23 protein-coding genes are annotated in these 22,446 nt (G+C 70.2%); 13 read left to right on the forward strand and 10 right to left on the reverse strand.

The window, feature by feature from the left end; all coding sequences use genetic code 11:
• Positions 1 to 45 precede the first annotated feature (45 nt).
• Positions 46 to 1,614: a C69 family dipeptidase gene (locus I8D64_RS09250; protein WP_200502214.1), complete on the forward strand. Its 1,569-nt coding sequence runs from the start codon at positions 46 to 48 to the stop codon at positions 1,612 to 1,614.
• Between the two features lie 37 nt (positions 1,615 to 1,651).
• Here the strand turns inward: I8D64_RS09250 and I8D64_RS09255 are convergent, their stop codons facing one another.
• The 5 genes from I8D64_RS09255 to uriH form a co-directional block, all read right to left on the reverse strand.
• The gene (locus I8D64_RS09255) at positions 1,652 to 2,035 is read right to left on the reverse strand and encodes a PIN domain-containing protein (protein WP_200502215.1); all 384 of its coding nucleotides are present in this window, start codon (positions 2,033 to 2,035) and stop codon (positions 1,652 to 1,654) included.
• A complete protein-coding gene (locus tag I8D64_RS09260) occupies positions 2,032 to 2,295 on the reverse strand; it encodes a type II toxin-antitoxin system Phd/YefM family antitoxin (RefSeq protein ID WP_200502216.1) in 264 nt (87 codons plus the stop codon). Before I8D64_RS09260 ends, I8D64_RS09255 begins: the two co-directional genes overlap by 4 nt.
• Before the next feature lie 212 nt (positions 2,296 to 2,507).
• Positions 2,508 to 2,942, reverse strand: a complete 435-nt coding sequence (locus tag I8D64_RS09265; RefSeq protein WP_200502217.1) for an RbsD/FucU family protein — start codon at positions 2,940 to 2,942, stop codon at positions 2,508 to 2,510.
• Between the two features lie 43 nt (positions 2,943 to 2,985).
• Positions 2,986 to 4,665, reverse strand: coding sequence for a CotH kinase family protein (locus I8D64_RS09270; protein WP_200502218.1), 1,680 nt, complete (start codon positions 4,663 to 4,665; stop codon positions 2,986 to 2,988).
• Positions 4,666 to 4,802: 137 nt separating this feature from the next.
• Positions 4,803 to 5,759, reverse strand: a complete 957-nt coding sequence (uriH, locus tag I8D64_RS09275; RefSeq protein WP_200502219.1) for a uridine-preferring nucleoside hydrolase UriH — start codon at positions 5,757 to 5,759, stop codon at positions 4,803 to 4,805.
• 301 nt (positions 5,760 to 6,060) lie between these two features.
• Between uriH and I8D64_RS09280 the strand changes: the two genes are divergently transcribed.
• From I8D64_RS09280 to I8D64_RS09290, 3 genes are all read left to right on the forward strand, one after another.
• Positions 6,061 to 7,032, forward strand: coding sequence for an NAD-dependent epimerase/dehydratase family protein (locus I8D64_RS09280; RefSeq protein WP_200502220.1), 972 nt, complete (start codon positions 6,061 to 6,063; stop codon positions 7,030 to 7,032).
• Positions 7,032 to 7,730, forward strand: a complete 699-nt coding sequence (locus tag I8D64_RS09285; protein WP_200502221.1) for a type 1 glutamine amidotransferase domain-containing protein — start codon at positions 7,032 to 7,034, stop codon at positions 7,728 to 7,730. The genes I8D64_RS09280 and I8D64_RS09285 overlap by 1 nt, the downstream gene beginning before the upstream one ends.
• A 76-nt stretch (positions 7,731 to 7,806) precedes the next feature.
• Complete coding sequence (locus tag I8D64_RS09290) at positions 7,807 to 8,781, forward strand: alpha/beta hydrolase (protein ID WP_200502222.1); 975 nt, start codon at positions 7,807 to 7,809, stop codon at positions 8,779 to 8,781.
• A 25-nt stretch (positions 8,782 to 8,806) separates the two neighbouring features.
• On the opposite strand, the gene I8D64_RS09295 is transcribed toward I8D64_RS09290, so the two are convergent.
• The 3 genes from I8D64_RS09295 to I8D64_RS09305 are packed head-to-tail and all read right to left on the reverse strand — an operon-like array spanning position 8,807 to position 11,109.
• Complete coding sequence (locus tag I8D64_RS09295) at positions 8,807 to 9,403, reverse strand: TetR/AcrR family transcriptional regulator (RefSeq protein WP_214651164.1); 597 nt, start codon at positions 9,401 to 9,403, stop codon at positions 8,807 to 8,809.
• A gap of 55 nt (positions 9,404 to 9,458) precedes the next feature.
• Entirely contained in the window at positions 9,459 to 10,472 is a 1,014-nt protein-coding gene (locus tag I8D64_RS09300; RefSeq protein ID WP_200502223.1) for a serine hydrolase domain-containing protein, read from the reverse strand.
• Entirely contained in the window at positions 10,462 to 11,109 is a 648-nt protein-coding gene (locus tag I8D64_RS09305) for a helix-turn-helix domain-containing protein (protein WP_200502224.1), read from the reverse strand. The genes I8D64_RS09300 and I8D64_RS09305 overlap by 11 nt, the downstream gene beginning before the upstream one ends.
• 88 nt (positions 11,110 to 11,197) lie before the next feature.
• Between I8D64_RS09305 and I8D64_RS09310 the strand changes: the two genes are divergently transcribed.
• Genes I8D64_RS09310 through I8D64_RS17340 form a run of 5 tightly spaced genes read left to right on the forward strand, consistent with a single transcriptional unit; the run spans position 11,198 to position 16,212 of the window.
• Positions 11,198 to 12,739 (forward strand): ABC transporter substrate-binding protein, encoded by a 1,542-nt coding sequence (locus I8D64_RS09310; protein WP_200502225.1) that lies wholly within the window; start codon positions 11,198 to 11,200, stop codon positions 12,737 to 12,739.
• Positions 12,736 to 13,677, forward strand: coding sequence for an ABC transporter permease (locus tag I8D64_RS09315; RefSeq protein WP_200502226.1), 942 nt, complete (start codon positions 12,736 to 12,738; stop codon positions 13,675 to 13,677). The genes I8D64_RS09310 and I8D64_RS09315 overlap by 4 nt, the downstream gene beginning before the upstream one ends.
• Complete coding sequence (locus I8D64_RS09320) at positions 13,674 to 14,555, forward strand: ABC transporter permease (RefSeq protein ID WP_200502227.1); 882 nt, start codon at positions 13,674 to 13,676, stop codon at positions 14,553 to 14,555. The genes I8D64_RS09315 and I8D64_RS09320 overlap by 4 nt, the downstream gene beginning before the upstream one ends.
• Positions 14,552 to 15,358 (forward strand): ATP-binding cassette domain-containing protein, encoded by an 807-nt coding sequence (locus tag I8D64_RS17335; protein ID WP_239204309.1) that lies wholly within the window; start codon positions 14,552 to 14,554, stop codon positions 15,356 to 15,358. Before I8D64_RS09320 ends, I8D64_RS17335 begins: the two co-directional genes overlap by 4 nt.
• Positions 15,355 to 16,212, forward strand: a complete 858-nt coding sequence (locus I8D64_RS17340) for an ABC transporter ATP-binding protein (RefSeq protein WP_246482910.1) — start codon at positions 15,355 to 15,357, stop codon at positions 16,210 to 16,212. Before I8D64_RS17335 ends, I8D64_RS17340 begins: the two co-directional genes overlap by 4 nt.
• Before the next feature lie 17 nt (positions 16,213 to 16,229).
• On the opposite strand, the gene I8D64_RS09330 is transcribed toward I8D64_RS17340, so the two are convergent.
• Positions 16,230 to 17,180, reverse strand: coding sequence for an ROK family protein (locus I8D64_RS09330; RefSeq protein ID WP_200502228.1), 951 nt, complete (start codon positions 17,178 to 17,180; stop codon positions 16,230 to 16,232).
• A 98-nt stretch (positions 17,181 to 17,278) separates the two neighbouring features.
• On the opposite strand from I8D64_RS09330, the gene I8D64_RS09335 reads away from it, so the two are divergent.
• From I8D64_RS09335 to nagZ, 3 genes are read left to right on the forward strand one after another with little or no spacing between them, the layout of a single operon-like run.
• Complete coding sequence (locus tag I8D64_RS09335) at positions 17,279 to 18,037, forward strand: creatininase family protein (protein ID WP_200502229.1); 759 nt, start codon at positions 17,279 to 17,281, stop codon at positions 18,035 to 18,037.
• Entirely contained in the window at positions 18,034 to 19,152 is a 1,119-nt protein-coding gene (locus tag I8D64_RS09340) for a mandelate racemase/muconate lactonizing enzyme family protein (RefSeq protein ID WP_200502230.1), read from the forward strand. Before I8D64_RS09335 ends, I8D64_RS09340 begins: the two co-directional genes overlap by 4 nt.
• The gene (nagZ, locus tag I8D64_RS09345) at positions 19,149 to 20,642 is read left to right on the forward strand and encodes a beta-N-acetylhexosaminidase (RefSeq protein ID WP_200502231.1); all 1,494 of its coding nucleotides are present in this window, start codon (positions 19,149 to 19,151) and stop codon (positions 20,640 to 20,642) included. Before I8D64_RS09340 ends, nagZ begins: the two co-directional genes overlap by 4 nt.
• Positions 20,643 to 20,690: 48 nt before the next feature.
• Here nagZ and I8D64_RS09350 read toward each other — a convergent pair whose 3' ends face one another.
• Positions 20,691 to 21,311, reverse strand: a complete 621-nt coding sequence (locus tag I8D64_RS09350) for a phosphotransferase (RefSeq protein ID WP_200502232.1) — start codon at positions 21,309 to 21,311, stop codon at positions 20,691 to 20,693.
• Between the two features lie 147 nt (positions 21,312 to 21,458).
• On the opposite strand from I8D64_RS09350, the gene I8D64_RS09355 reads away from it, so the two are divergent.
• Positions 21,459 to 22,445 (forward strand): N-acetylglucosamine kinase, encoded by a 987-nt coding sequence (locus I8D64_RS09355; RefSeq protein ID WP_200502233.1) that lies wholly within the window; start codon positions 21,459 to 21,461, stop codon positions 22,443 to 22,445.
• The last annotated feature ends 1 nt before the right edge of the window (position 22,446 follow it).

Here is a 22,446-nt window from a genome sequence, read left to right on the forward strand (position 1 = left end):
CCGCACCTCGCACGTCGCACGCCGCACGATCACCTAGGAGGCCCCATGCCCTGCACCACGCTCCTCGTCGGCCGGAAGGCCAGCGCCGAGGGCTCGCCCATCGTCGCCCGCACCGAGGACTCCTCGAACGGGTCGTTCGATCCGAAGCGTGTGGTCGTGGTGCGCCCGGAGGATCAGCCGCGCACGTACACGAGCGTCCTGGGCCGTCGGACCATCGACCTGCCCGACGATCCGCTGCGGTACACGTCCGTCCCCAACGCCCTGCCCGACGAGGGCATCTGGGGGTGCGCGGGGATCAACGCGGCGAACGTCGCGATGAGCGCGACCGAGACCCTCACCTCCAACCCCCGGGTGCTGGGCGCGGACCCGCTCGTGGAGCTCGTCCCCGCCGTCGGCGCCGAGGGAGAGCCCGGGCATCGGCCGGAGCAGCCGGGCGGGTTCGGCGAGGAGGACTTCGTGACGCTGGTCCTGCCGTACGTCCGATCGGCCCGCGAGGGCGTCGAGCGCCTGGGCGCCCTGCTCACCGAGCACGGCACCTACGAGATGAACGGCATCGCGTTCTCCGACGCCCAGGACATCTGGTGGCTCGAGACGGTGGGCGGCCATCACTGGATCGCGCGACGCGTGCCCGAGGACCACTACGTGACCATGCCCAATCAGCTGGGCATCGACTCCTTCGACCTCGAGGATGCCGAGGGCGCGGGCCGCGACCATCTCGCGAGCCCGGACCTGCGTGCCTTCCTCGAGACGCATCATCTGGATCTGACCCTGCGCCGCTCCGGCTCAGCGGGCTTTTCCGGCACGGGTCCGACGGGGGCCGACGCGACCGGCAGCACCTTCAACCCGCGCGAGGCATTCGGCTCGCACTCCGAGCACGACCACGTGTACAACACGCCCCGCGCCTGGTTCATGCAGCGCACGCTGAACCCCACGAGCGAGGACTGGGACGCCCCGGACGCCCCGCACCGACCGGACTCGGACGATCTCCCGTGGAGCCGCAGGCCCGAGCGGAAGCTGACGATCGAGGACGTCAAGGACGTGCTCAGCTCCCACTACCAGGGCACCGTCTTCGACCCCTACTCCCCGCGCGGCACCGACGCCGAGCGCCGCGCCTTCCGCCCCATCGGCATCAACCGGCACAACGCGCTCGCGATCCTGCAGATCCGTCCCGACCTGCCCGAGGCGTCCCGCGCGCTGCAATGGATCTCCTTCGCCTCGAACCCGTTCAACACCCTGATCCCGATGTTCACGAACGTCGACGAGGCGCCCGCGTACCTCGGCACGACCACTGCCGAGGTGAGCACGGACAGCTTCTACTGGTCCTCGCGCCTCATCGCCGCTCTGGCGGACGCCCACTACGCGCAGATCATCCCCACGATCGAGCGCTACCAGCTGAAGGCCCTCGCGCTCGGCCACGCTGCCGTGCATGCGGCCGACGAGCAGGTCGCCGCGGGCACGCCGAGCGCCCCGGAGGATTCGATCCCCGCACTGCTCGCGGAGGCCAACACCGCGGTCGCCGAGCAGATCCGCACCGAGACCGATGAGCTGCTGAGCTCGGTACTGTTCACGGCGTCGAACCTGATGACGAACCGCTTCTCACGCTCGGACGGGTGAGATCGGGGCCGGGCGGGACGGTGCCAGGAGCGACCACTCACGCCCTCGCTGGCAGGATCTCCAGCCCGAATCCCTGCGCGGCGCTGGCCAGCTCGCGATCGAAGGTCGCGAACCCCTCCAGCTGGTCCCCGTAGAGGAGCGCGGTCGACAGATGCAGAGCATCCATGGCCCGCAGACCTGACCGCAGCGACAGCGCATGCTCCATCACCTCGTCGTCGACGGCGTCGATCTCCACTCGATCGACGATCGCATCGACATCCGCGTGAGCCCCGCCGCGGCGGTCGACGGTCGCATGCAGTTCGAGCTCCAGCAGGCGCGACGCCACGAGCAGCTCTCCCGAGGCGAAGAGCTGCTCGACGTCCGCGACTCCTGGTTCACGGCTCAGCAGCGTGAAGGCGGCGGATGTGTCGAGGTAGATCACGACCGGTCGCCCCTCATGTCCCCGACCATCTGCTCCGTGCTCCACTGCGTGATCGGGGTGCTGATGGTCGGCACCCCACCAGTCTTCGCAGGGCGCAGAGCACCGCTGGCGATCCGGCGTGCGCGGCGGTCCGCCGGCGCAGGCGTGATGTGGGCGATCGGCCGCCCCCGGTCCGTCACGGTCACGGACTCACCGGCCTGGACACGTGCGAGCACCCGGGCGGTCTGCTGATTCAGTTCGGTGCGGGTCACATCGCTCATGCCAGCATGGTACGCGCGTCTACTAGTTCTAGTACTGCTTGGCTGTGGACAAGCCCTGCCACGGTCGAGCGCCCCGATGCGCACCCGAACGCCCGACGGCCGATGTCGCCGGGTGCGGTCTCACGCCCGTATACGCGTTGAGACCTCACCCAGCGACATCGAAGCCCGGAATCCGTGGCCGACAGGGCCGCGGCGTGACCGCTTCCCGCCCCTCACGCCCCGCGCGACTCCTCGTCGCCGACGACGCCCTTGCGGATCATGATGCAGCCGTACTTGCGGACCTCGGCGGTGCGGATCACGGCGAACATCGAGGCCGCGCGCTCGTAGAACGCGAAGCGGTCGATCCACTCGAAGCGGTCCTCGCTGGGGGCGGCGATCGCCTCCTTGAGCTGCTTCTGGACCTCCTCGCCGGTCCCGGGCTCGGGGTTCATCAGCGTGGCCGAGGGTCCCGCGTACAGGTCCAGCGGCAGCACGGTGCGGATCGCGCGCACGGCCTCGGGCGAGGTCACGGGCAGGTCGATCACCGGGGCGCCCGAGCGGTACGAGGGGTAGTGCGCGTCGGCGACCAGCAGGGTGTCGTCATGTCCCATGTGGTCGAGCAGGCGCAGCAGGTCGCCGCTGAGCAGGGGGTCGATTCCGGTGAGCATCGTCGCGTCCTTCCGTGGGTGGAGCCTCGAGCGTAGCGGCCCCTCAGCCGTCGATCACGTCGGTGATCGTCTTCGCGTCCGACGTGATGTCGTCGCTGCTGACCAGGTCGCTCGCATCGCTCTTCAGCAGGGCCGACAGCGTCTTCACCCGCTTGGTCGCGTCACCGGAGGTAAAGACGGCCTTCTTCACCGATGCGAGCGTCGAGTCGTAGAGATCGGAGAAGGTGTCGTCGTCCATGAAGCGCTCGGCGAGGGTGTTCCCGCCCATGCCTCCGCCGCCGCCCTTGCCGCCGCCGTCGGGCATCTCGCCACCCTCGGGCATCTGGCCACCGCCGGGCATCTGGCCGCCGGTCGGGGGGTCGCCGCCCCCGTCGCTCACCGCACTGTCGCTCGCCGCATCGTTCCCGCCGCCGTCACTCGCCTGCGCGCCGCCGCCGGGAGCGCCGCCCCCGCCGCCCATCCCCATGCCGCCGAAGGAGAGGTTCTGGTCCCAGGCGACCACCGACCACTTCTTCGAGGAGGGGTCGTAGTGGAGGTAGGAGTTGTTGCCCGGGCCGTCGATGTCGTCGGTGTTCTGGACGAGCTCCTGCACGGCGAGGTAGGTCGCGAAGCCGTCCACGTCGAACCTGTCGTCCAGGCCGGAGGCGAAGTCGTCGTCCTCGGAGTCGTTGACGAACTTCAGGAAACTGCCGAGAGCCGCGAAGACGTCGTCCTCCTCGAGGTCGTCGGCCACGAACTTCGCGTCGAAGGCATCGGCGTAGTCGTCGGCCGTGTCCCCGCGGTATGAGTAGTCGCCGTTCGAATCGGCCTTGAGGGTCGCGCCGGTGCCGTCGAAGGCGTCGTCGTTCCACTGGTCGTCGTCCGGGACGTCGAGCACCAGGCGCAGCTGCGCATCGGCCCCGTTCGCGCTGAACCTGGTGTAGGCGTACTTCTCGGCGGGAACACCGGCGAGCGCGAGCACGTCGAGCGCGACCGCCTCGTTCATCGAGGTCTCCGTGTTGTTCCCACGCACCACGAAGCGGCTGCGGCCGCTGTAGCTCTGGCCGTCGGTGTACTTGTCCAGGCGGATCATCCAGGGCAGGCCCGTGGGGTCGTCCTTGGAGATGGAGCCGTCGCCCTCGTCGTTGCCGCCGCCGGGGAACCCGCCGCCCGCCGCGCCGCCGGCGTCGGAGGCCCCGCTCGCATCGGAGGCACCGCCGCCGTCCGAGGCTGCGGCCGAGGTGTCGGTGTCGGAGGTCGGGTCGTCCCCGCCGCCGTCGGACGCCGAGGCGTCGCCGCCCCCGTCGGACGCGACGGCCCCGCCGGGCCCTCCGCCCTGCCCGCCGGCGAGGCTGCGCAGGCTGGAGTTGCCCTTGAGCTTCATGCCGGCCTTCTTGAAGACCTTGCCGTCGATCTCGACGTCGGCCTCGATCCAGTTCTTGTCCTGGCTGGAGACGTAGGCCTCGATCATCTCGTCGTAGTCGTCCTCGTCGAAGACGACGGACAGCGTGTGGATGCTCTTCTCGTCCCAGAAGTCGCCGTCGACCACGCCGCTGACGGTCTCGCCGTCGAGCGTGGCGGAATCACCCGACGAGGAGGACGACCCCTTGCAGCCGGCGGCGAGGAGCGCGATGCCGCCGATCCCGCCGGCGGCGAGCAGACCTCGCCGGGTGGGCGAGCCCAGCGACGCGGTGAGGGACGAGGCGGAGGTCGTGGTCGAGGTGCTGGTGCGCTGTGAAGACATGCCCAGGACGCTACGGACGCCCCTTAGCCCTCCCGCATGGCCGCGCTGTGCATCGCCTGTGCCTCCGAGTCCGTCTCCCGCGACCCGCCCGCGCGCGATCACCCGCCCCGAGGGGCGGTCGACGGGCGCTCACCCGCTCACCCCAGGACGCGCACGGCGTCGACCACGAGCCGCCAGAACCCCGGCGCATCGAGCTCGGTCGCGATCTGCGTGCGGCAGTCCTCGGCGTCCGTCCCGGGCCGCAGGTCGGCGACGGTCATGCCACGGGTGAGATCGCCGCGGGTCTCGACGCGCAGCGGCGCGCGGCGCGTGCGCACCACGTCGGGGTCGATGAGGTAGGCGATCGTGCACGGATCGTGCACAGGCGGGTCGTCAAAGCCCTGGTTCTCCTGGTAGGCGCGGCGGAAGAACCCCATCAGCCCCAGGAAGAACTCGGCGAGGTCCGTGCCCAGGGCCGAGATCTCCTGCTCGACCTCGGCGGTGGCGAGGGCCTGGTGGGTCAGGTCGAGGCCGACCATGGTGAGCTCCCAGCCCGCGTCGACGACGATCGCGGCGGCCTCGGGATCGGCCCAGATGTTGAACTCGGCCACCGGGGTCATGTTCCCCTCGTGGTACCCGCCGCCCATGATCACGACCTCGCGCACGCGCTCGACGATCGCGGGCTCGAGCCGAGCGGCGAGCGCGAGATTGGTGAGCGGTCCGGTGCCGACGAGGGTGATCTCCCCGGGCTCGGCCGCCATCACGGTCTCGACGATGAACTCGACGGCGCGCTGCGCGGCGACGGGCACCGTGGGCGCGGGCAGCTCGACCCCGTCCAGACCGCTCTCGCCGTGGATGTCACCGGCGACATGGACCTCGCGCAGCAGAGGCCGAGCGCTCCCCCGGTGCACCGGCACGTCCTGGCGCCGGCACACCTCGAGCACGCTCTGGGCGTTGCGCGTGATCTTGTCGACCGTCTGGTTCCCGCCGACGGTGGTGACGCCCAGCAGCTCGACCGCCGAGGAGCCGAGCGCGAGCATGATCGCGACGGCGTCGTCGTGCCCGGGGTCGCAGTCCAGGATGATCCTGCGGGGGTGGTCGGTGTGCTCGGTCATGGTGCGCTCCGCTCCGTCGTCGATGGCCCGTCGTCGATGCTCCGGGCGAATCGGATCGTGTCGGCCCGCCCGGATGCGTCAGAGCCCGTGCCATTCTCCGGCCTCTCGAACGCAGAGGTGGTCTCAGGCGGTGATGACCGTGGGTGATCTCGGGCGGCGCCGGCCGACGGCGAATCGTCGTTCGACCCTCGACGCTGAATGTCAACACTGCTTACACTGGGGGCCGTCGACCTCGGGCCGCGCCCGCGCACCGCGGGGAACGGGCCTATGAGGCCGGACCACGACCGGAAGGGGCCACCTGGTGCAGACGATCCTCGGAGCGAGCGGACAGATCGGCACGGAGCTCGCCCGCGCGCTCCACGACGACTTCACGACGGACCTGCGCCTGGTCAGCAGGCATCCGAAGCCGCTCCACGAGACCGACTCGACCCTCGCCGCCGATCTTCTGGACGCCGAGCAGACCGACCGCGCCGTCGCCGGCAGCGAGATCGCCTATTTCACGGCCGGTCTGCCACCGGACGGGAAGGTGTGGGCGGAGCAGCTGCCGCTGATGATGCGCCACGTCATCGATGCGTGCGCCGCCCACGGCACGAAGCTCGTCTTCTTCGACAACACGTACATGTACCCCAAGACCTCGACCCCGCAGACCGAGGAGACGCCGTTCCGGCCCGTCGGCCGCAAGGCGGTGGTCCGCGCGAGGATCGCCGACATGCTGCTCGAGGCCATCGACCAGGAGAGGGTCGAGGGCGTCATCTGCCGCGCCCCCGAGTTCTACGGCCCCGGCAGGACCCAGTCCTTCACGACGTCCCTGGTCTTCGACCGGATCGCGAAGGGCACGACGCCGCGCGCGCCGCTGACCGACGACACCCTGCGCACCCTCATCTGGACGCCCGACGCGAGCCGCGGCATGGCCCTGATCGGGAACACGCCCTCGGCCTTCGGGCGCACCTGGCACCTGCCCGTCGACCCCGCGCCGCTGACCTACCGCACCCTCATCGCGGACCTCAGCGCGAAGGCCTGGGGCCGCGACATCGACCATGCGGTGATGCCGGCCTGGCAGTTCCGCCTCGCCGGCCTCGTCTCGAAGCCCGTGCGGGAGATCTGGGAGCTGCTCCCCCGCTACGCGGTGAACAACATCTTCCTGTCCGACGCGTTCCGCAGCGCCTTCCCCGACTTCCGCACCACCACCTACGCCGAGGGCGTGCAGATCCTCGCCGATGTCACCAGATCCGCCCCCAGCCCCAGCTCATCGACCTCCGAGAGGACTTCCTGATGACCTCCGTTCTCATGGTGCTCTCCGGCGCCGACCACTGGACCCTGCGCGACGGCACCGAGCACCCGACGGGGGTGTGGGCGGAGGAGTTCGCCGTCCCCTACGAGACCTTCCGGGAACAGGGCTTCGACGTCACCGTCGCGACGCCCGACGCGAGAGTTCCGACGATCGACCGGCTCAGCCTGGGCATCTCCGGCGGGATGCCGTGGACCATGAAGAGGATCGCGCAGAAGATCGAGACCCTCCGCCCCGTCCTGGACGCGCCCGCGAACCTCTACGAGGTCGATCCCGACGCCTTCGACCTGCTGTTCTACTCGGGCGGGCACGGCCCGATGGAGGACCTCGCGCACGACGCGGCCGACGGCCGGATCCTCACACGCCGCCTCGCGCAGAACCGCCCGCTCGCGCTGCTCTGCCATGCCCCCGCCGCGATGCTCGCCGCGAAGGGCGAGGACGGCTCGTGGCCGTTCGCGGGCCGTCGCCTCACTGCCCTCTCGAACACGGAGGAGCGTCTGAACCCCTTCGCCTGGAAGGCGACCTGGTGGCTCGAGACCCGGCTGAAGGAGAAGGGCGCCGATTACTCGGCGGGGCTGCCCCTTCGTCCCCACGTGGTGGAGGACCGCAGCCTGCTGACCGGCCAGAACCCGCAGAGCTCGCAGCGCCTGGCCGAGCGCTGCATCGAGATGCTCGGCCGCTGAGCCGACCGACGACCGACGACCGACGACCGACGACCGACGACGCACGATCCACGACGCACACCACAGAGGAGACACGATGTCGAACCTTCCCGATCCGATCACTCCCGTCCTCGAGCCCGAGGCGGCGCAGCTGAGCGCGGACACGGATCCCCACCCGCGCATCTACGAGGTCCCGCCGGAGCAGGGGCGCGCGATCCTCGCCGACCTGCAGAGCGGCGAGGGCGTCGAGCGGCCCGACGTCGAGGAGGAGTGGGTCGAGGTCGATGCCGGGCAGTGGGGCACGGTCCGCACCCGGATCATCCGCCCCGCCGGGGCCACGGGCGATCTGCCCGTGCTGTTCTACATCCACGGCGCGGGCTGGGTGTTCGGCGACGAGCACACCCACGACCGCCTGTTCCGCGAGCTCGTCGTGGGTGCGAACGCCGTGGGCGTCTTCCCCGTCTACGACCGGGCGCCCGAGGCGAAGTACCCCACGCAGGTCGAGCAGAACTATGCCGTGGGCCAGTGGGTCCTCGCGCACGGCGGCGAGCACGGCATGGACACCTCGCGGATCGCCGTGACCGGTGAGTCCGTGGGCGGATGCATGTCCACCGTGTTCGCGCTGATGAACGCCGAGCGCGGCGGCATCGACCTGAGGGCCCAGTGCCTGCTCTACCCGGTCACGGACGCCGACTTCGACACCCCTTCGTACCTGCAGTTCGCCGAGGGCTACTACCTCACCCGCGAGGGCATGCAGTGGTTCTGGGACCAGTACACGACCGACCCCGCCCAGCGCGCCGAGAAGTTCGCCGCGCCCCTGCAGGCGCCGAGTGAGGACCTCGCCCGCCTGCCCCGCACGCTCGTCATCACCGATGAGGCCGACGTGCTGCGCGATGAGGGCGAGAAGTACGCGAACCGTCTGCGCGAGGCCGGCGTCGACGTCACCTCGGTGCGCGTGGCCGGCATGGTCCACGACTTCCTGCTCCTGGACAGCCTGCGCGACACCAGGGCGGCGAACGTGGCCCGGGGCCTCGCGATCGACTTCCTGCGCGACGCGCTCGCGGAGTCCTGAGAGCGGGCCGACCCGGCTCGCCTGATCAGCGGGTGCGCACGCCGACGGTCGCCGCGACCGTCGTGCGCACCCGCTCGGCGATCTCCTCGTCCGTCGCGGGGATCAGGTTGCCGTACAGGTACAGGCAGGCCATGCCGTGGACGAGCGACCAGAGCCCCGTCGTCACCGGGGCCGGGTCGTCCACGTGGAAGACCCTCTGCACGGCCGCGTCGAGATGCGCGTGGATCTGCTCGGTGATCCGACGTCGGGCGGGCTCGGTGCGCCCGCCCTCCCCCAGGAACATGACGCGGAAGAGACCCGGTCGACCGAGCGCGAAGCGGACGTAGGCGACGGCGCCGTCGGCCAGCTGCGAGGCGTCCTCCGGGCGGGGGTGCTCGGCGGTCAGCGCCGCCATCAGGTCCTCGAAGCCGACGGCCGAGACCGCGTCGAGCAGCGCTCGCCGATCCGGGAAGTGCCGGTACGGGGCGGCGCTCGAGACTCCCGCCTCGCGGGCGACGGCGCGCAGCGAGAGGTGGGTGTCGCCGTCGGCGTCGAGCATCGCGATCGCCGTGCGCACGAGCGTGGCCGGCAGATCACCGTGGTGGTACCTGGGCTGATGCTGCGCTGCCGAACCTTCACTCACGGCTGGAGGGTACCAAGGGCCGCGCGTTGGGAGCCCGAGAGGGCGTCCGATCGACTCACCATGAACCGCGCGAGGCCGCCGCGTGGAAGTCGGCGCGCACGCGCTCGAAGCCACGGGGCTCGCGCGTCGGGTGCACGCGATTGGTCAGCAGACAGAACCAGCGGTCCCGGCTCGCGTCGATCACCAGGCTGGTGCCCGTGAAGCCGGTGTGGCCGTACGCGCTCTCGTCGAACGTGCCATCGAGGAAGCTGCAGCGCTCGCGCGGCCACCACCCCAGAGGGCGACCATCCCTCCGCCCGGTCATCGCGTCCTGCAGCGCGGGCTCGAGCAGACTCCCCCGCAGCAGGGCCGCGCCGAGCCTCCCCAGGTCCTCGGCCGTGCCGAACAGGCCGGCGTGGCCGGCGACGCCGCCCAGCACCTCTGCGTTCTCGTCGTGCACCGTCCCGCGCACGAGCCGTCCGCGCCATGGGCAGGCTTCGGTGGCGACGGCGTCGCCCCGATCCACCGGGCCGTAGCGGGTGTCACGCATCCCGAGCGGCCCCGTGATCTCGCGATGCACCAGATCGTCCAGTCCCGTTCCGCCCACTCGCTCCGCGACGAGTCCCAGGGCGATGAAACCCATCGAGGAATAGCACCACTGTCCCGGAGCCGTGAACTCCAGATGCGCGAGGGCGTGCAGCAGCGACTCCCGGTCGCCGTGCTCGCGGAACAGAGGGGTCGGTCCCGGTGCTCCTGAAGCATGCGTGAGAAGCGACCGGAGACCGGCGTGCGCCATCGGCCCGTCCGACCAGTCCAGGAGCACCTCGCCCACGGTCGTATCCAGGGCGACGAGACCGCGGTCCACCAGTCGCAGCAGGGTGAGTCCCACGATCGGCTTGGTCACCGACGCGAGGTCGAACAGGCTGTGCGGGCCGATCCCGTCGTCGTCGCACTCGCTCGGCGTTCCGAGAACGCCGCTGCCGAGCGTTCCGGTCGACGAGCCGACGGCCCAGGAGGCGGCGCTGAACTGCCCCTCGGAGCGAGCGCTGTCGAGGAGAGAAATCAGCTCCTCGGCGGTGTCAGCCGGCATCGCGAGCCCGCGATCCGAGGTCCCGCAGCGTCCCCGCGTGAGCGGCCAGGAGGTCGGAGGCGCTCGCGCTCTGAGGACGCATGAACGCGAGACCCACGAGCGCGAGCCGCTCCTGTCCCGGCTCGTCGATGGGAGCGCTGAGCATCCACAGCGAGCGGGACGGGTACTCGTCCACCGGATCGGCCTGCTGCCGCCCGCCGCCCCCGTCGGCCCAGATCCGATGTGCAGGGAGCTCCTCGCCCACATGGACGTCGAGCGGGATGTTCTGGGGATTCTCGAGATCCAGGACCACGGCCCGTTCGTCGATGACGCTGACGCGCAGCGCGACGTGTCCTGTGGCGCGGGCGAGAGCGCCGAGCGATTCCCGGATCACGCCTCCCATCCGGTCGCCGCGCACCACGGCAGCCGCGAGGCCTTGCAGTCGCGGGCCCGCCGCGTACATGCCGCGCCGCGGAGAACGCACGTATCCCTGGGTGCTCAGGTCCAGCAGCAGCCGTCGGCACGTCGACTTGCTCGTGCCGCTCGCGGCCGTCAGCGCAGCGAGACTCATCGGTTCTTCGGCGGCGCCCACGGCGCGCAGGAGCGCCATCACCTTGTCCGCGACGGACCGCGCCGCTTCGTTGACCTCATGACCCATGACAACTATGGTAATCGACATTCGTGCCACTGAGTGGAACACCCGCACCGTTGAATGGCATTCCTCATCGAGGAAGGATCTGCGAGCCATGAGCATGACCGCCCCACCCAAGACCACCCGGCGCACCGCGCTGCGCCTCGGTGCGGCCGGTTCGCTGCTGGGCGCCGTCGGGCTCACGGCAGGATGCGGCTCCGCAGCGGATTCGGAGGGAACCGGCGCCCTGCGGATCGCCCAGCCGAGCGAGCCCACGGGACTCGACCCCCACCTGGAGAGCGGCCTGGACGGCATGAACGTGCTCATCAACATCTTCGACACGCTCACCATGCGCGACACGAAGAACGAGCTGGTCCCTCGGCTGGCCACCCACTGGGAGGCCACGGACGAGCACCACTGGAGGTTCCGCCTCCGCAAGGGCGTCACCTTCCACAACGGCGAGCCCTTCGACGCCCGCAGCGTGAAGTTCTCGATCGAGCGGCTCATCGACCCGGACACCGGCTCCACGATCGTCGAGCTGCGCTCCGTGGACCACGTCGAGATCATCGACGACCACACCGTCGACATCGTGATGGCCGAGCCGGACCCCGTCATTCCCGAGAAGGTCTCGCTCTTCGGGGGCGTGATGCTGCCCGCGGACCACTTCGCCGACGTGGGCGCGAAGGGATTCGCCGCGCACCCGATCGGCACGGGCCCGTTCCGCTTCGTCTCCTGGCGCAAGGCCCAGCTGCTCCGCCTCGCCGCCTACGCGGACCACTGGAACGGCAGGCCCGCGTTCGACGAGCTCCACTTCACCGCGATGCCCAACCCGGCCTCCGCGCTCGCGGGCATCCAGAGCGACGCCGTCGACCTGGTCTCCGCCCTCGATCCCGAGGCGGCCCTCCAGCTCGAGGGCTACAAGGACGTCTCCCTCACCACGCACCCGGGGATCCGCATGTACTTCGTCGTGCTCGACACCGAGCACGAGATCCTGAAGGACGCCCGCGTTCGACGCGCCCTGAACCACGCCGTGGACGTTCCACTGCTCATCAGCGCGGTGCTCAACGACTCAGGGCGAGAGGCCGCCACGATCGTGCCGCGGGAGGCGTTCGGCTACGACCCGGACGTGAAACCCCCGAAGAGGGACCCCGGCGAGGCCAGGAGGCTGCTCGCGGACGCCGGCCATGCCGACGGCCTCACACTGAGCTTCACCGCCTCGAACAAGGACCAGCTCGTCAGTCAGGCACTCGCCGGAATGCTCGAGGACGTCGGCGTGACGCTCGAGCTCGAGATCCTCGAGCCCGGCACCTTCGCCGAACGGCTCGCCTCGGACGATCCCTCCTCGCTCGGATCCATGTATCTCACCGGAAGCACGGGCTGGACGCTCGACGGAGAGGCCACCATGCAGTCGTACATCCGCTCGGATCGCAAACGCAGCAGGATCCGCTCGACGGAAGCCGACGAGATGATCGACGCGCTCGAGCAGACCATCGACCCGGACGCCCGCCTGAAGACGTTCCGCCGCATGCAGGAATGGCTGCACGACGAAGCGCCCTTCCTGTTCCTGTACCAGGCGGATCAGAACTTCGCCTCGAACAAGCGCATCGAGTGGACACCCAATGTGAACGGCACGCTCGCGATGGAGACCGCCCGATGAGCCGCGGCCGGACCCGGCTGCTGCGCGCCGCCGTCACCCGTCTGCTCTCCTCCCTCCTGGTGCTCTGGGCCGCCGTCACGGTCGTGTTCGTGCTCTCGCGCGCCTCCGGTGATCCGGTGGCGCTGCTCCTGCCCGACGATGCGAGCGCCGATCAGGTGACGCAGATGAAGCAGACACTCGGACTCGATCGCCCTCTGCCCCTGCAGTACCTGGACTTCCTGGGCGGCCTCATCCATCTCGACCTCGGCGACTCGCTGGTCTACAAGGAGCCCGTGACCTCGTTGATCATCGAGCGGATCCCGGCCACAGCACTGCTCGCCGCCACCGCTCTGCTGATCACCGTCGTGGTCTCCTTCCTCGCCGGCAGCATCGGCGCCATGCGCCGCGGCACCGCCCTGGACAGGGTCGTCATGAGCGGGGTGCTGGTCGGACAGTCCACCCCTGCGTTCTGGGTGGGGATCCTGCTGGTCCTGCTCTTCGGCGTCACGCTGCGGGTGCTTCCCGCCGCCGGCTACGGCACACCCGCGCACCTCATACTCCCCGCGACGACGCTCGCGATCTTCTCGGTCGCCGTGGTCTCCCGGCTCCTGCGGTCCTCGCTGATCGAGGTGATGGGGCAGGACCATGTGCGCACGGCGCGCGCCAAAGGCGCGAGCGAGGCCCGGGTGCTGATGGGCCATTCGCTGCGCAACGCCTCCATGCCCGTCATCACCGTGCTCGGGCTGGAGCTCGGCTCCCTGCTGGGCGGGGCGATCCTCACCGAGCAGATCTTCAACTGGCCCGGCATCGGCCGCCTCACGATCGACGCCATCAGCGCCCGCGACTTCCCCCTTGTCCAGGGCACGGTCGTGCTGTTCGCGGTCACCTTCATCGTGGTGAACCTGCTCGTCGACCTGTCCTACGCGATCATCGATCCTCGAGTCCGGAGTCACGCATGAGCTCCCCGCAGATCTCCCTGACCACCGCAGAGCCCGCGGACGCCTCCTCCGACGCCCCGGGACGCGGCCGCCTGGACATCACTCTGGTGCTGTCCACCGGGTTCCTCGGCCTCGTCGTCCTGCTCGCCCTCTTCGGGCCGCTGCTGGTCGGCGATCCCGAGGAGCAGAACCTGCTGCAGCGACTGGCGCCGCCTGGATCAGCGGGCCACCTGCTGGGCACGGACCAGCTGGGACGGGACGTGCTCGCCCGGCTCGTCGTGGGCAGCCGCGTCTCGGTCCTCGTCGGGATCACCGCGGCGCTGCTGTCGGGCGTGATCGGTTCGGTGATCGGGATCGTCGCCGGATACACGGGCGGGTGGACGGATCGCGTGCTCATGCGCCTGACGGACGTCCAGCTGGCCTTTCCCACCCTGCTGCTCGCTCTCGCAGTGATCGGCTTCGTGGGCCCGGGTCTGTGGAACGTGATCCTGGTGCTCGGCATCACCGGCTGGGTCTCCTACGCCCGCGTGCTCCGCTCCGAGGTGATCTCGCTGCGCACCCGGGAGTTCGTCGAGGCCGCACGGGTCATGGGCGTGCCGGGGCACCGGATCATGGTGCGCCACATGCTGCCCAACGTCACCGGTCCCCTGGTGACCATCCTGACGCTGCAGGTGGGGACGGTGATCCTCGCCGAGGCCGCCCTGAGCTTCCTGGGGCTCGGTGTCCCTTCGAGCATCGCGACGTGGGGCTCGATGCTCTCGGACGGACAGCTCTACATGGGCACCGCCTGGTGGCTCGCCGTCCTGCCCGGCTCCGCCCTGCTGCTGACCGTGCTGTCCATCAACGTCGCCGGGGACGCCGTGCGCGACCGGTGGGATCCGAGGACGTACACCTCATGAACGCACTGCTCACGATCGAGGACCTCCACATCTCCTTCGCCTCTCGCCGCGGCCGGGTCGCCGCCGTGCAGGGCATCGACCTGACCGTCCACGAGGGGCGCACCCTCGCGCTCGTCGGCGAATCGGGATCCGGGAAGTCCAGCACCGCACTGTCCGTGCTGCGACTGAACCCCGAGCCGCCCGCCGTCTACCCTCACGGCCGCATCCTGCTCGACGACCGCGACCTGCTGCGTCTCACACCCCGACAGCTGCGCGCCGTGCGGGGGCGCGACATCTCGATGGTCTTCCAGGACCCGATGACCACGCTCAACCCCATGCGCACGATCGGCAGCCAGCTCATGGAGGTCATGGCGATCCACCGCACGGGATCCCGCGCAGATCGCAGACGGCGTGCTCTCGAGGCGCTCGAGCAGGCACGGGTTCCCGACCCTGAGCTGCGATCCCGGCAGTTCCCCCACCAGCTCTCCGGCGGCCTGCGGCAGCGGGCGATGCTCGCGATGGCGCTGATGAGCCGGCCGCGGCTGCTGATCGCCGACGAGCCGACGACGGCACTGGACGTGACCACCCAGGCCGAGATCCTGGCCCTGTTCCGCACGGTCCAGGAGGAGACGGGCATGGGGATCCTGCTGATCACGCACGATCTGGGAGTCGTCGCCTCCATCGCCGACCAGGTGGCGGTGATGCACGAGGGCCGGCTGGTCGAGCAGGGCGAGGTGCTGCAGGTCTTCGAGCAGCCTCGCGACGACTACACCCGCACGCTGCTCGAGGCCACCCCTCGGCTGACGACAGGACAGCCCGCATGAGCGCGCAGAGCACCGAGCCCCTCGCCCCCGAGGCCCCTGTGGTCACCCTGCGGGGAGTCTCCAAGACGTACCGACAGCGCCGCCGCCAGAACACCGTGCTCGATGCCGTGGACCTCGACATCCTCCCGGGCGAGACCCTTGCCCTGGTCGGTGAGTCCGGCTCCGGCAAGACGACCCTGGCCCGCATCGTCGTGGGGCTCACCGATCCGGACGCGGGTCGCATCCTCACGCTGGGCAAGGACCTCGACCGTCGTGACAAGCAGGCGGCCGCAGCCCGGGCACAGCTGGTCCAGATGGTCTTCCAGGACCCCTACGCGAGCATGAACCCGCGCATGCGCATCCGCGATGTGGTCGCCGAGCCGCTGCGCACGCACCGGCGCACCGCCCTGGGTGCGGCGGGCATCCGGCGTCGCGTCGACGAGCTCCTGGAGAGCGTCGATCTCGAACCGTCGATCGCGCATCGGTATCCGCACGAGTGCTCGGGCGGACAGCGCCAGCGCATTGCGATCGCCCGAGCACTCGCCCTCGAGCCGCGGCTGCTGGTGCTGGACGAGCCCACGAGCGCACTCGACGTCTCCGTGCAGGCGAAGATCCTGGACCTGCTGGCCGAACTCCAGGAGCGCACCGGAGTGGCCCTGCTGTTCGTCAGCCACGATCTGGCGGTGGTCTCCGGGATCGCCGACCGGATCGCGGTGATGGCCGATGGCCGTCTGCAGGAGGTCGGCCCCTGCCGTGAGGTGCTGACCTCCCCGTCCTCCGAGGTCACGCGACGGCTCCTGGACTCGGTCGCCCATCCGGATCCGCGCCGTGCGAATCCGCGGCTCACCGAGCGGGCCGGCAGGCGGCGCGCATGATCGTCGTCCCGCCCAGGTCAGGACGCGGGCAGGATCCCGCGGTGCAGCAGGTAGGCGACGCCGCCCAGCAGCGTCGCGTCGTCCTCCGGGATCGGGTTCGTCCTCAGGCGCGGCTGCGTCTCCCCGCCCGTGCGCGAGAGGTCGCGCAGCGTCGCGAGGATGCGCGCGCGGAACCCGTCGGACGCCTGCGCCGCCTCACCGTGCAGCACGAACAGGCCCGGCGTGCACAACTGCTGGATGTTGGCGAGGCCCACCGCGATGTTCTCCGCGTACTCGCCGACGACGGCCGCCGCGCGCGGGTCCTCCGCCGCGTATCGTTCCCACTCCGCCAGGCCCACCGCGGGAATGCCCAGTTCTTCGGCGCGCTCGTCGAGCCAGGCCGTGGTGGCGATGGTGCGCCAGCAGCCCCGCTTGCCGCAGCTGCACGTCGACTGCCCGCGCGCGACGGTCATGTGGGCGCCGCTGCGCCCGCCGTCGGGCGCGAGGATCGTCCCTCGGTAGAGGATGCCGACGCCCAGGGTCGACCCGGTGGCGACGGAGGCGAAGGTCTCCTCGCCCTGACCTGCACCGAAGTAGTGGTCCCCGTGCACCTGGAGGCGCGCACGGTGCTCGAGCAGGGTCTGCGCGCCGATGAGCTCCCGAAGCCGCGAGGCGATCTCGCATCCCTCGAGGGAGGGCATGTCCACGACCTGGAGCATCCGCCCGCCCACGGTGTCCAGGACGCCGCCGGCCGAGATGACGCAGCCGCTCAGCACGCTGCCGCGTGCGAGCACCAGGGCCACCCGGTCCACCTGCGCGAGGATCTGCTCTCGCCCGGCCGACGGGTCGAAGGCGAGTTCCCGTCGAGTGCGGAACCTGCCGGTCGCGTCGATGAGCGCACCCTGCACGCGTCCGGGCAGCAGCTCGAGAGCCAGGAACGAACCCTCGCGAGAAGCAGGGGGTTCGAAAGGCAGCACGCGAGCGGTCATCCCTTCACAGTAGCGAGGCCGATCGCACCAGGGGAACACGCACGGACGGCGGAGCCGACCCGCACGAGAGAGACCACCACGACGCAGGAGGAGAGCCCATGCCACGACTCGCCGAGATGACACGGGAGCAGGTCGCCGACCTCGCTGCGCACGGTGTGGCCGTGCTCCCCATAGGTTCCCTCGAGCAGCACGGGGACCACCTCCCGCTGGGCACCGACTCGCTCCTCCTCCAGGAGGTCGTCGAGAGGGCCCTGGACGATCGCGCGGACGTGGCTGTGTGCCCCGCACTCCCCTTCGGATTCAGCGGTCACCACCAGTTCGCGGTGGCGCTCAGCCTCCCGCCGAAGACGCTGCTGGACGTGCTCACAGCGCTCCTGGACTCCCTGGTCGCCGCCGGGTTCCGCCGGGTCCTCGTGGTCAACGGCCACGGCGGGAACATCGAGATGATGAGCCAGGCCGTCAAGCTCGCCGCTCTGGAGCACGCGATCCTCGCGGCCAGCTGCAGCTACTGGGAGCTGCTCGAGCCCCGCCCCGGAGCTCCGGGACACGCGGGCGCCTTCGAGACCTCCCTCATGGCGTCCGCGCATCCAGCGCTCGTGCGCCCGTCGATGGAGGGGCCCGGGGAGCTGCCACTGTTCGATCGCCGACTGGTCCGCGGACTCCATGTGGAGAGGCACGGCGAATGGCCGCGCTCGGGAGGCATCACGGACGACCCCGGCGACGGAGACGCCGCCGCGGGGGCCGCCGCGCTCGCTGAAGCTGCGGCACGTCTCGGGGAGTGCGTGGACGCCCTCCTCGACCTGGACCTCCCCTTCGACGACCCGACACCCGACACCCCTGAAGGAGCTGCCCGATGAAGATCGTCGACCTCGAGGTCCACGTGGTGAACCTTCCGATGAAGCAGGGATTCACCTCCTCGTTCGAGACCAAGCGCGGCGAGACCCGCACCATCGTTCGACTGCGCACCGACGAGGGCGTCGTCGGCTGGGGAGAGACCATGTGGGGCGCACCGGTGGCGCGCCTCGTGCGCCAGCTGGCCGATGACGTGATCGGCACCGACCCGCGCGAGCTCGAGGCCTTTCACGCGCGCCACCGCATGCTGCCGTTCTTCCACGGATACCTCGGCTACGCGGCTCTGGCCGCGGTCGACGTCGCCTGCTGGGACGCCATCGGCAAGGCCGCCGGGATGGGCGTGGTGGACCTGCTGGGCGGCCGGGTGCGCGAGAAGGTGCCGCTCACGGCCCTGATCACCCGGTCCGACGGCGATGCCCGCGACTATCCGGGCTCGCTGGCCGACGCGACCGAGCGGATCGTCGCGGAGAACAGCTTCACGGCGGTGAAGCTCAAGGGCAGCACCGATGCCCGGGCCGACGTGGCGATCATGGAGGCGCTGCGCGAGCGCCTGCCCGAGGTCGAGCTGCGTGTGGACCCGAACGCCGCGTGGAGCGTCCCGGAGTCGATCCGGGCAGGTCGCGCGCTTGAACCGCTGGGACTGGAGTACCTCGAGGACCCCTGCCAGGGACTTGAGCAGATGGCCCAGGTGGCGCGAGCCGTCCGGATCCCCCTGTGCACGAACATGTGCGTGGTGCGATGGGAGGACCTCGCCCCGGCCGTGCGGCTGGACGCCGTGCAGGTGATCCACGGGGACGTGTACAAGTGGGGCGGCATGGCGATCACCAAGCACCTCGCCGCCCATTGCGAGGCCTTCGGCCTCGGCATGAACCTGCACAGCGGCGGCGAGATGGGCATCGCCACCGCGGCCCATCTCGCGATCGCCGCGAGCACTCCCGTGCTCTCCGGCGCGATCGACTCGATGTACTACCTGCACGACGACGACATCATCGACCCGCTGCCCTTCGAGGACGGATGCCTGCGCGTGCCGGACGGTCCCGGCCTCGGAGTGGTCGTGGACGAGGACAAGCTCGCGCACTACGCGGACCTCAACGCGCGCGAGGGGGACTTCACGGGATGACACGCGACCCGTCCCTGCGCTCGCTCCTGGCCTCGCTGCTCGTCGTCGGATGGGATGCACCGGAGCTCACTCCTGCGATGGAGGGTCTGCTCGATCAAGGGCTGGGAGGGGTCATCCTCCACAGCCGCAACGTGCGCTCGGCGGGGCAGCTCCGCCGCACCCTCGCCACGATGCGAGAGCACCAGGGCGATCTCGTGGTCGGCGTGGACCAGGAGGGAGGGCGCATCAGCCACCTGACTCGCGCCGAGTGCCCGGAGTCACCGGGGGCGGCTGCGCTCGGAGTCGTGGACGACGTGCGGATGACGCGCGACTGCGCGCGGGAGCTCGCCGCGCATCTCGCGGGACTGGGCATCGACGCCAGCTACTCGCCGGTGGTCGACGTCCAGAGCGACCCGGAGAACCCCATCATCCGCACGCGCTCGTTCGGGGCGGATCCAGCGCTGGTCTCCCGTCACGCCGTCGCCTGGATCGAGGGGACCCAGGAGTGCGGCGTCGCCGCCTGCGCGAAGCATTTCCCAGGACACGGGGCGACAGCGGTCGACTCCCACCTCGGCGATGCCGTCGATCAGCGGGGCTGGAAGCAGATCGAGAAGATCGACCTCGCACCGTTCCGTGCCGCGATCGATGCAGGCGTCGCCCAGATCATGACCAGTCATGTCCGGTTCCCCTCGCTCGATGACAAGCCGACCACCCTCAGCAGGCGCCTGGTCACAGACATCGCCCGCACCGGGCTCGGCTTCACCGGAGTGATCATCAGCGACGCCCTGGAGATGGCCGCGATCGCGAGCCGTGTCGGCGTGCCCGAGGGGGCGGCACAGGCTCTCGCCGCGGGCGTCGACCAGCTGTGCATCGCCGAGCCCGACCCAGCTCTGCACGACCGGGTGCTCGACCGGCTCGAGGAGGCCGTGGGGAGCGGGGAACTGCATGTCGATGCTCTCGAAGCCTCGTCAGAACGCGTACGAGCGATGCACCGTGCAGCGCGCAGCATCCGGGAGACCGCGAGCGAAGCACGTCCCTCGACATCACGCGTCTCGTGGGGCGCTGCAGGCATGGATGCTGCACGACGTGCGGTCGACTCGACCGATGTGCTGTCGACTCTCACGCGGCCGGTCGTCATCGACCTCTACCGGCGCCCCAAGGCCGCCCTCGAATGGGACGGATGGGGCCTCGCGACCCTCGTGACCGAGCGATGCGACGGGGCTGACGGGCTCAGCAGCACGAACGACGATCTGGACATCGAACGTGCGCTCGCCCTCGCGGAGGACCGCAGCCTCGTCCTGGCCCTTCAGGATCCCGCCGTGAACCCGTGGCAGCAGAGGATCGCCGACGAGCTCCGTCGCCGACGGCCTGACCTCATCCCGGTGTCCACCGGTCTCGCCGACCCGGGGGCGCATCTGTGCACCCAAGGACGGGGATCGGCGAACCTGATCGCAGCAGCCGAAGCGATCGCGAGGGCTTGTGACTCCTCCGCTAGCAACCTCATGAGGTGAACGCGGGGCCCTCCACGCTCTGGGCCCAGTCGGGGTCTGCACCAGATCTCACTCGACACTCGGCCGGTCGCAGCCTGCCTCGATCAGGTCGAGCACCCGTTCGGCCTGGCCCTCCAGTGTTCCCTCGGGGTTGCGAGCGTGCGCCCTGCTCCCCGGGAGAAGGGCGAGGAGCCAGAAGACAGCCCAGAGCACGCGGTGCCCGGCGAGGGCAGACCTCTCGTCCGGCGTGAGCCCGACGGACCGCACCAGCAGCTGCGTGTCGTACATGTTCCGGGGTCTGACCGCGATGTGCTCGAAGTGGTCGGCCAGATCGCAGGCGGGTGTGCTCAACCCTCCGTCCTCGAAGTCGACGAGCCTGCATCTGTCGCCGTCCCAGAGCACATTGGCGGGGTTGAGATCCGCAATCCCGACGATCGTCGGATGAGGGCTCTGCTCTTCCGGAAGCCTCTCGAGGAGACCGCGGGCAGTGTGCAGCGCGGTCCGTACCACCTCAGGGTCCGTGCATTCGCTGACGTCGATGGGGTCTCGAAGTCGCCGCCGAAGAAGTGCGATGAGCTCACTGCTCCCGCAACGCCGCCCGGGCAGGCCTGCACGCAGAGCCGCTCCCACCGGCACGTCGAACAATCGACGTAGCGCCCGCCCCAATGCCGCGTTCTGGATAGGCACCATACGGTGGCGTGTGCCCGCCCCGCCCACCCAGGTCGGCGACGACCGCCGTCCTCATCGTCACCTGGTCAGAGCCCGGGGTCTGACACCTCCGACGCCTACGCCGCGTTCTGTCCGTGCAGCGCACCGCGTCGTGCTACGTTCCGGAGAATGCTCCCTGGGGAATCACCGTTCGTGATCGGCATCGACGCCGGCGGAACCCACACACGGGTGGGCCTGTTCGATCTCTCGGGCGGCCTTCTGGGCTTCGCCACGGGGTCTGGCGGAGGACCGCACCACAACGACGACGCCCGGCAGAACATCCACGACACGATCCTCGCCGCCGGAGCCGACGCGCGCAGGGATCCTCGGCAGGCCCGTGCGCTCGTCGCCGGTATCGCGGGGATCAACAGGGAGTCGTCGAACCAGGGCCAGGATCATGGTGACGTCGTCGAGTCCCTCGTCGACATCGGGGGCATCTCGGGATCGATCCGCGTGGTGAACGACGCGATCTCCGCTCATCGCGGAGCGCTGGCCGGCGGGCCCGGCATCATCGTGGTCGCGGGGACGGGATCGATGATCCTCGCCGTCGCAGATGACGGCGCGGAGACGGAGAGCGGACAGTTCCAGCATTATGCGGGTGCCGCTCGGCATCTGGTCCATGACGTGGTGCAGAGAATCCTCATCGGGGACGTCGACGAGGGGGACCCGGTCCTCGATCGCGTGTACGGGCATTTCGGCGCCTCCGGTCGCTCCGAGCTGAGGGAGGTCGTCCTCGGACTCAACTCCAACGCCCCCAACGAGTCGAAGAGACGGTTCGGGGCCCTCGCCCCCGCGGTCACCGAGATGATCGACTCCTCGGCCCTCGCGCAGAGCGCCGCGATCCGGCTGTGCGAACGCACGGCACTGGGCGTCGGCCTGCTGATGCCGAGCATCCACGGCGCGTCGATCCCCGTCGCCTGTGCGGGGTCGTTGGCCAACGACCCCGCCTTCCGCGGGCTGCTGCAGCGATCGCTAGACCGCTTGCCCGGCCCTCAGCAGCCCACCCTCGTCTCCGCACGCCTGGATCCGGTGCGCGGTTCCGCGATACTCGCCCTCGAGAGCGCCGGGGCGCCGGTCAACGAGAAGGTGCTCGGCCTCCTCGAATCGACGATCTGAG

The sequence above is a fragment of the Brachybacterium halotolerans genome (assembly GCF_016623465.1).
GTDB lineage: Bacteria > Actinomycetota > Actinomycetes > Actinomycetales > Dermabacteraceae > Brachybacterium > Brachybacterium halotolerans.

Bases quoted from the DNA above. Each gene is read 5' to 3' on its own strand.
- I8D64_RS09250 (WP_200502214.1), top strand. From the start codon at position 46: ATGCCCTGCACCACGCTCCTCGTCGGCCGGAAGGCCAGCGCCGAGGGC.
- I8D64_RS09260 (WP_200502216.1), bottom strand. From the start codon at position 2,295: ATGAGCGATGTGACCCGCACCGAACTGAATCAGCAGACCGCCCGGGTG.
- I8D64_RS09265 (WP_200502217.1), bottom strand. From the start codon at position 2,942: ATGCTCACCGGAATCGACCCCCTGCTCAGCGGCGACCTGCTGCGCCTG.
- I8D64_RS09270 (WP_200502218.1), bottom strand. From the start codon at position 4,665: ATGTCTTCACAGCGCACCAGCACCTCGACCACGACCTCCGCCTCGTCC.
- uriH (WP_200502219.1), bottom strand. From the start codon at position 5,759: ATGACCGAGCACACCGACCACCCCCGCAGGATCATCCTGGACTGCGAC.
- I8D64_RS09285 (WP_200502221.1), top strand. From the start codon at position 7,032: ATGACCTCCGTTCTCATGGTGCTCTCCGGCGCCGACCACTGGACCCTG.
- I8D64_RS09290 (WP_200502222.1), top strand. From the start codon at position 7,807: ATGTCGAACCTTCCCGATCCGATCACTCCCGTCCTCGAGCCCGAGGCG.
- I8D64_RS09300 (WP_200502223.1), bottom strand. From the start codon at position 10,472: ATGCCGGCTGACACCGCCGAGGAGCTGATTTCTCTCCTCGACAGCGCT.
- I8D64_RS09305 (WP_200502224.1), bottom strand. From the start codon at position 11,109: ATGGGTCATGAGGTCAACGAAGCGGCGCGGTCCGTCGCGGACAAGGTG.
- I8D64_RS09310 (WP_200502225.1), top strand. From the start codon at position 11,198: ATGAGCATGACCGCCCCACCCAAGACCACCCGGCGCACCGCGCTGCGC.
- I8D64_RS09315 (WP_200502226.1), top strand. From the start codon at position 12,736: ATGAGCCGCGGCCGGACCCGGCTGCTGCGCGCCGCCGTCACCCGTCTG.
- I8D64_RS09320 (WP_200502227.1), top strand. From the start codon at position 13,674: ATGAGCTCCCCGCAGATCTCCCTGACCACCGCAGAGCCCGCGGACGCC.
- I8D64_RS17335 (WP_239204309.1), top strand. From the start codon at position 14,552: ATGAACGCACTGCTCACGATCGAGGACCTCCACATCTCCTTCGCCTCT.
- I8D64_RS17340 (WP_246482910.1), top strand. From the start codon at position 15,355: ATGAGCGCGCAGAGCACCGAGCCCCTCGCCCCCGAGGCCCCTGTGGTC.
- I8D64_RS09330 (WP_200502228.1), bottom strand. From the start codon at position 17,180: ATGACCGCTCGCGTGCTGCCTTTCGAACCCCCTGCTTCTCGCGAGGGT.
- I8D64_RS09335 (WP_200502229.1), top strand. From the start codon at position 17,279: ATGCCACGACTCGCCGAGATGACACGGGAGCAGGTCGCCGACCTCGCT.
- I8D64_RS09340 (WP_200502230.1), top strand. From the start codon at position 18,034: ATGAAGATCGTCGACCTCGAGGTCCACGTGGTGAACCTTCCGATGAAG.
- nagZ (WP_200502231.1), top strand. From the start codon at position 19,149: ATGACACGCGACCCGTCCCTGCGCTCGCTCCTGGCCTCGCTGCTCGTC.
- I8D64_RS09350 (WP_200502232.1), bottom strand. From the start codon at position 21,311: ATGGTGCCTATCCAGAACGCGGCATTGGGGCGGGCGCTACGTCGATTG.
- I8D64_RS09355 (WP_200502233.1), top strand. From the start codon at position 21,459: ATGCTCCCTGGGGAATCACCGTTCGTGATCGGCATCGACGCCGGCGGA.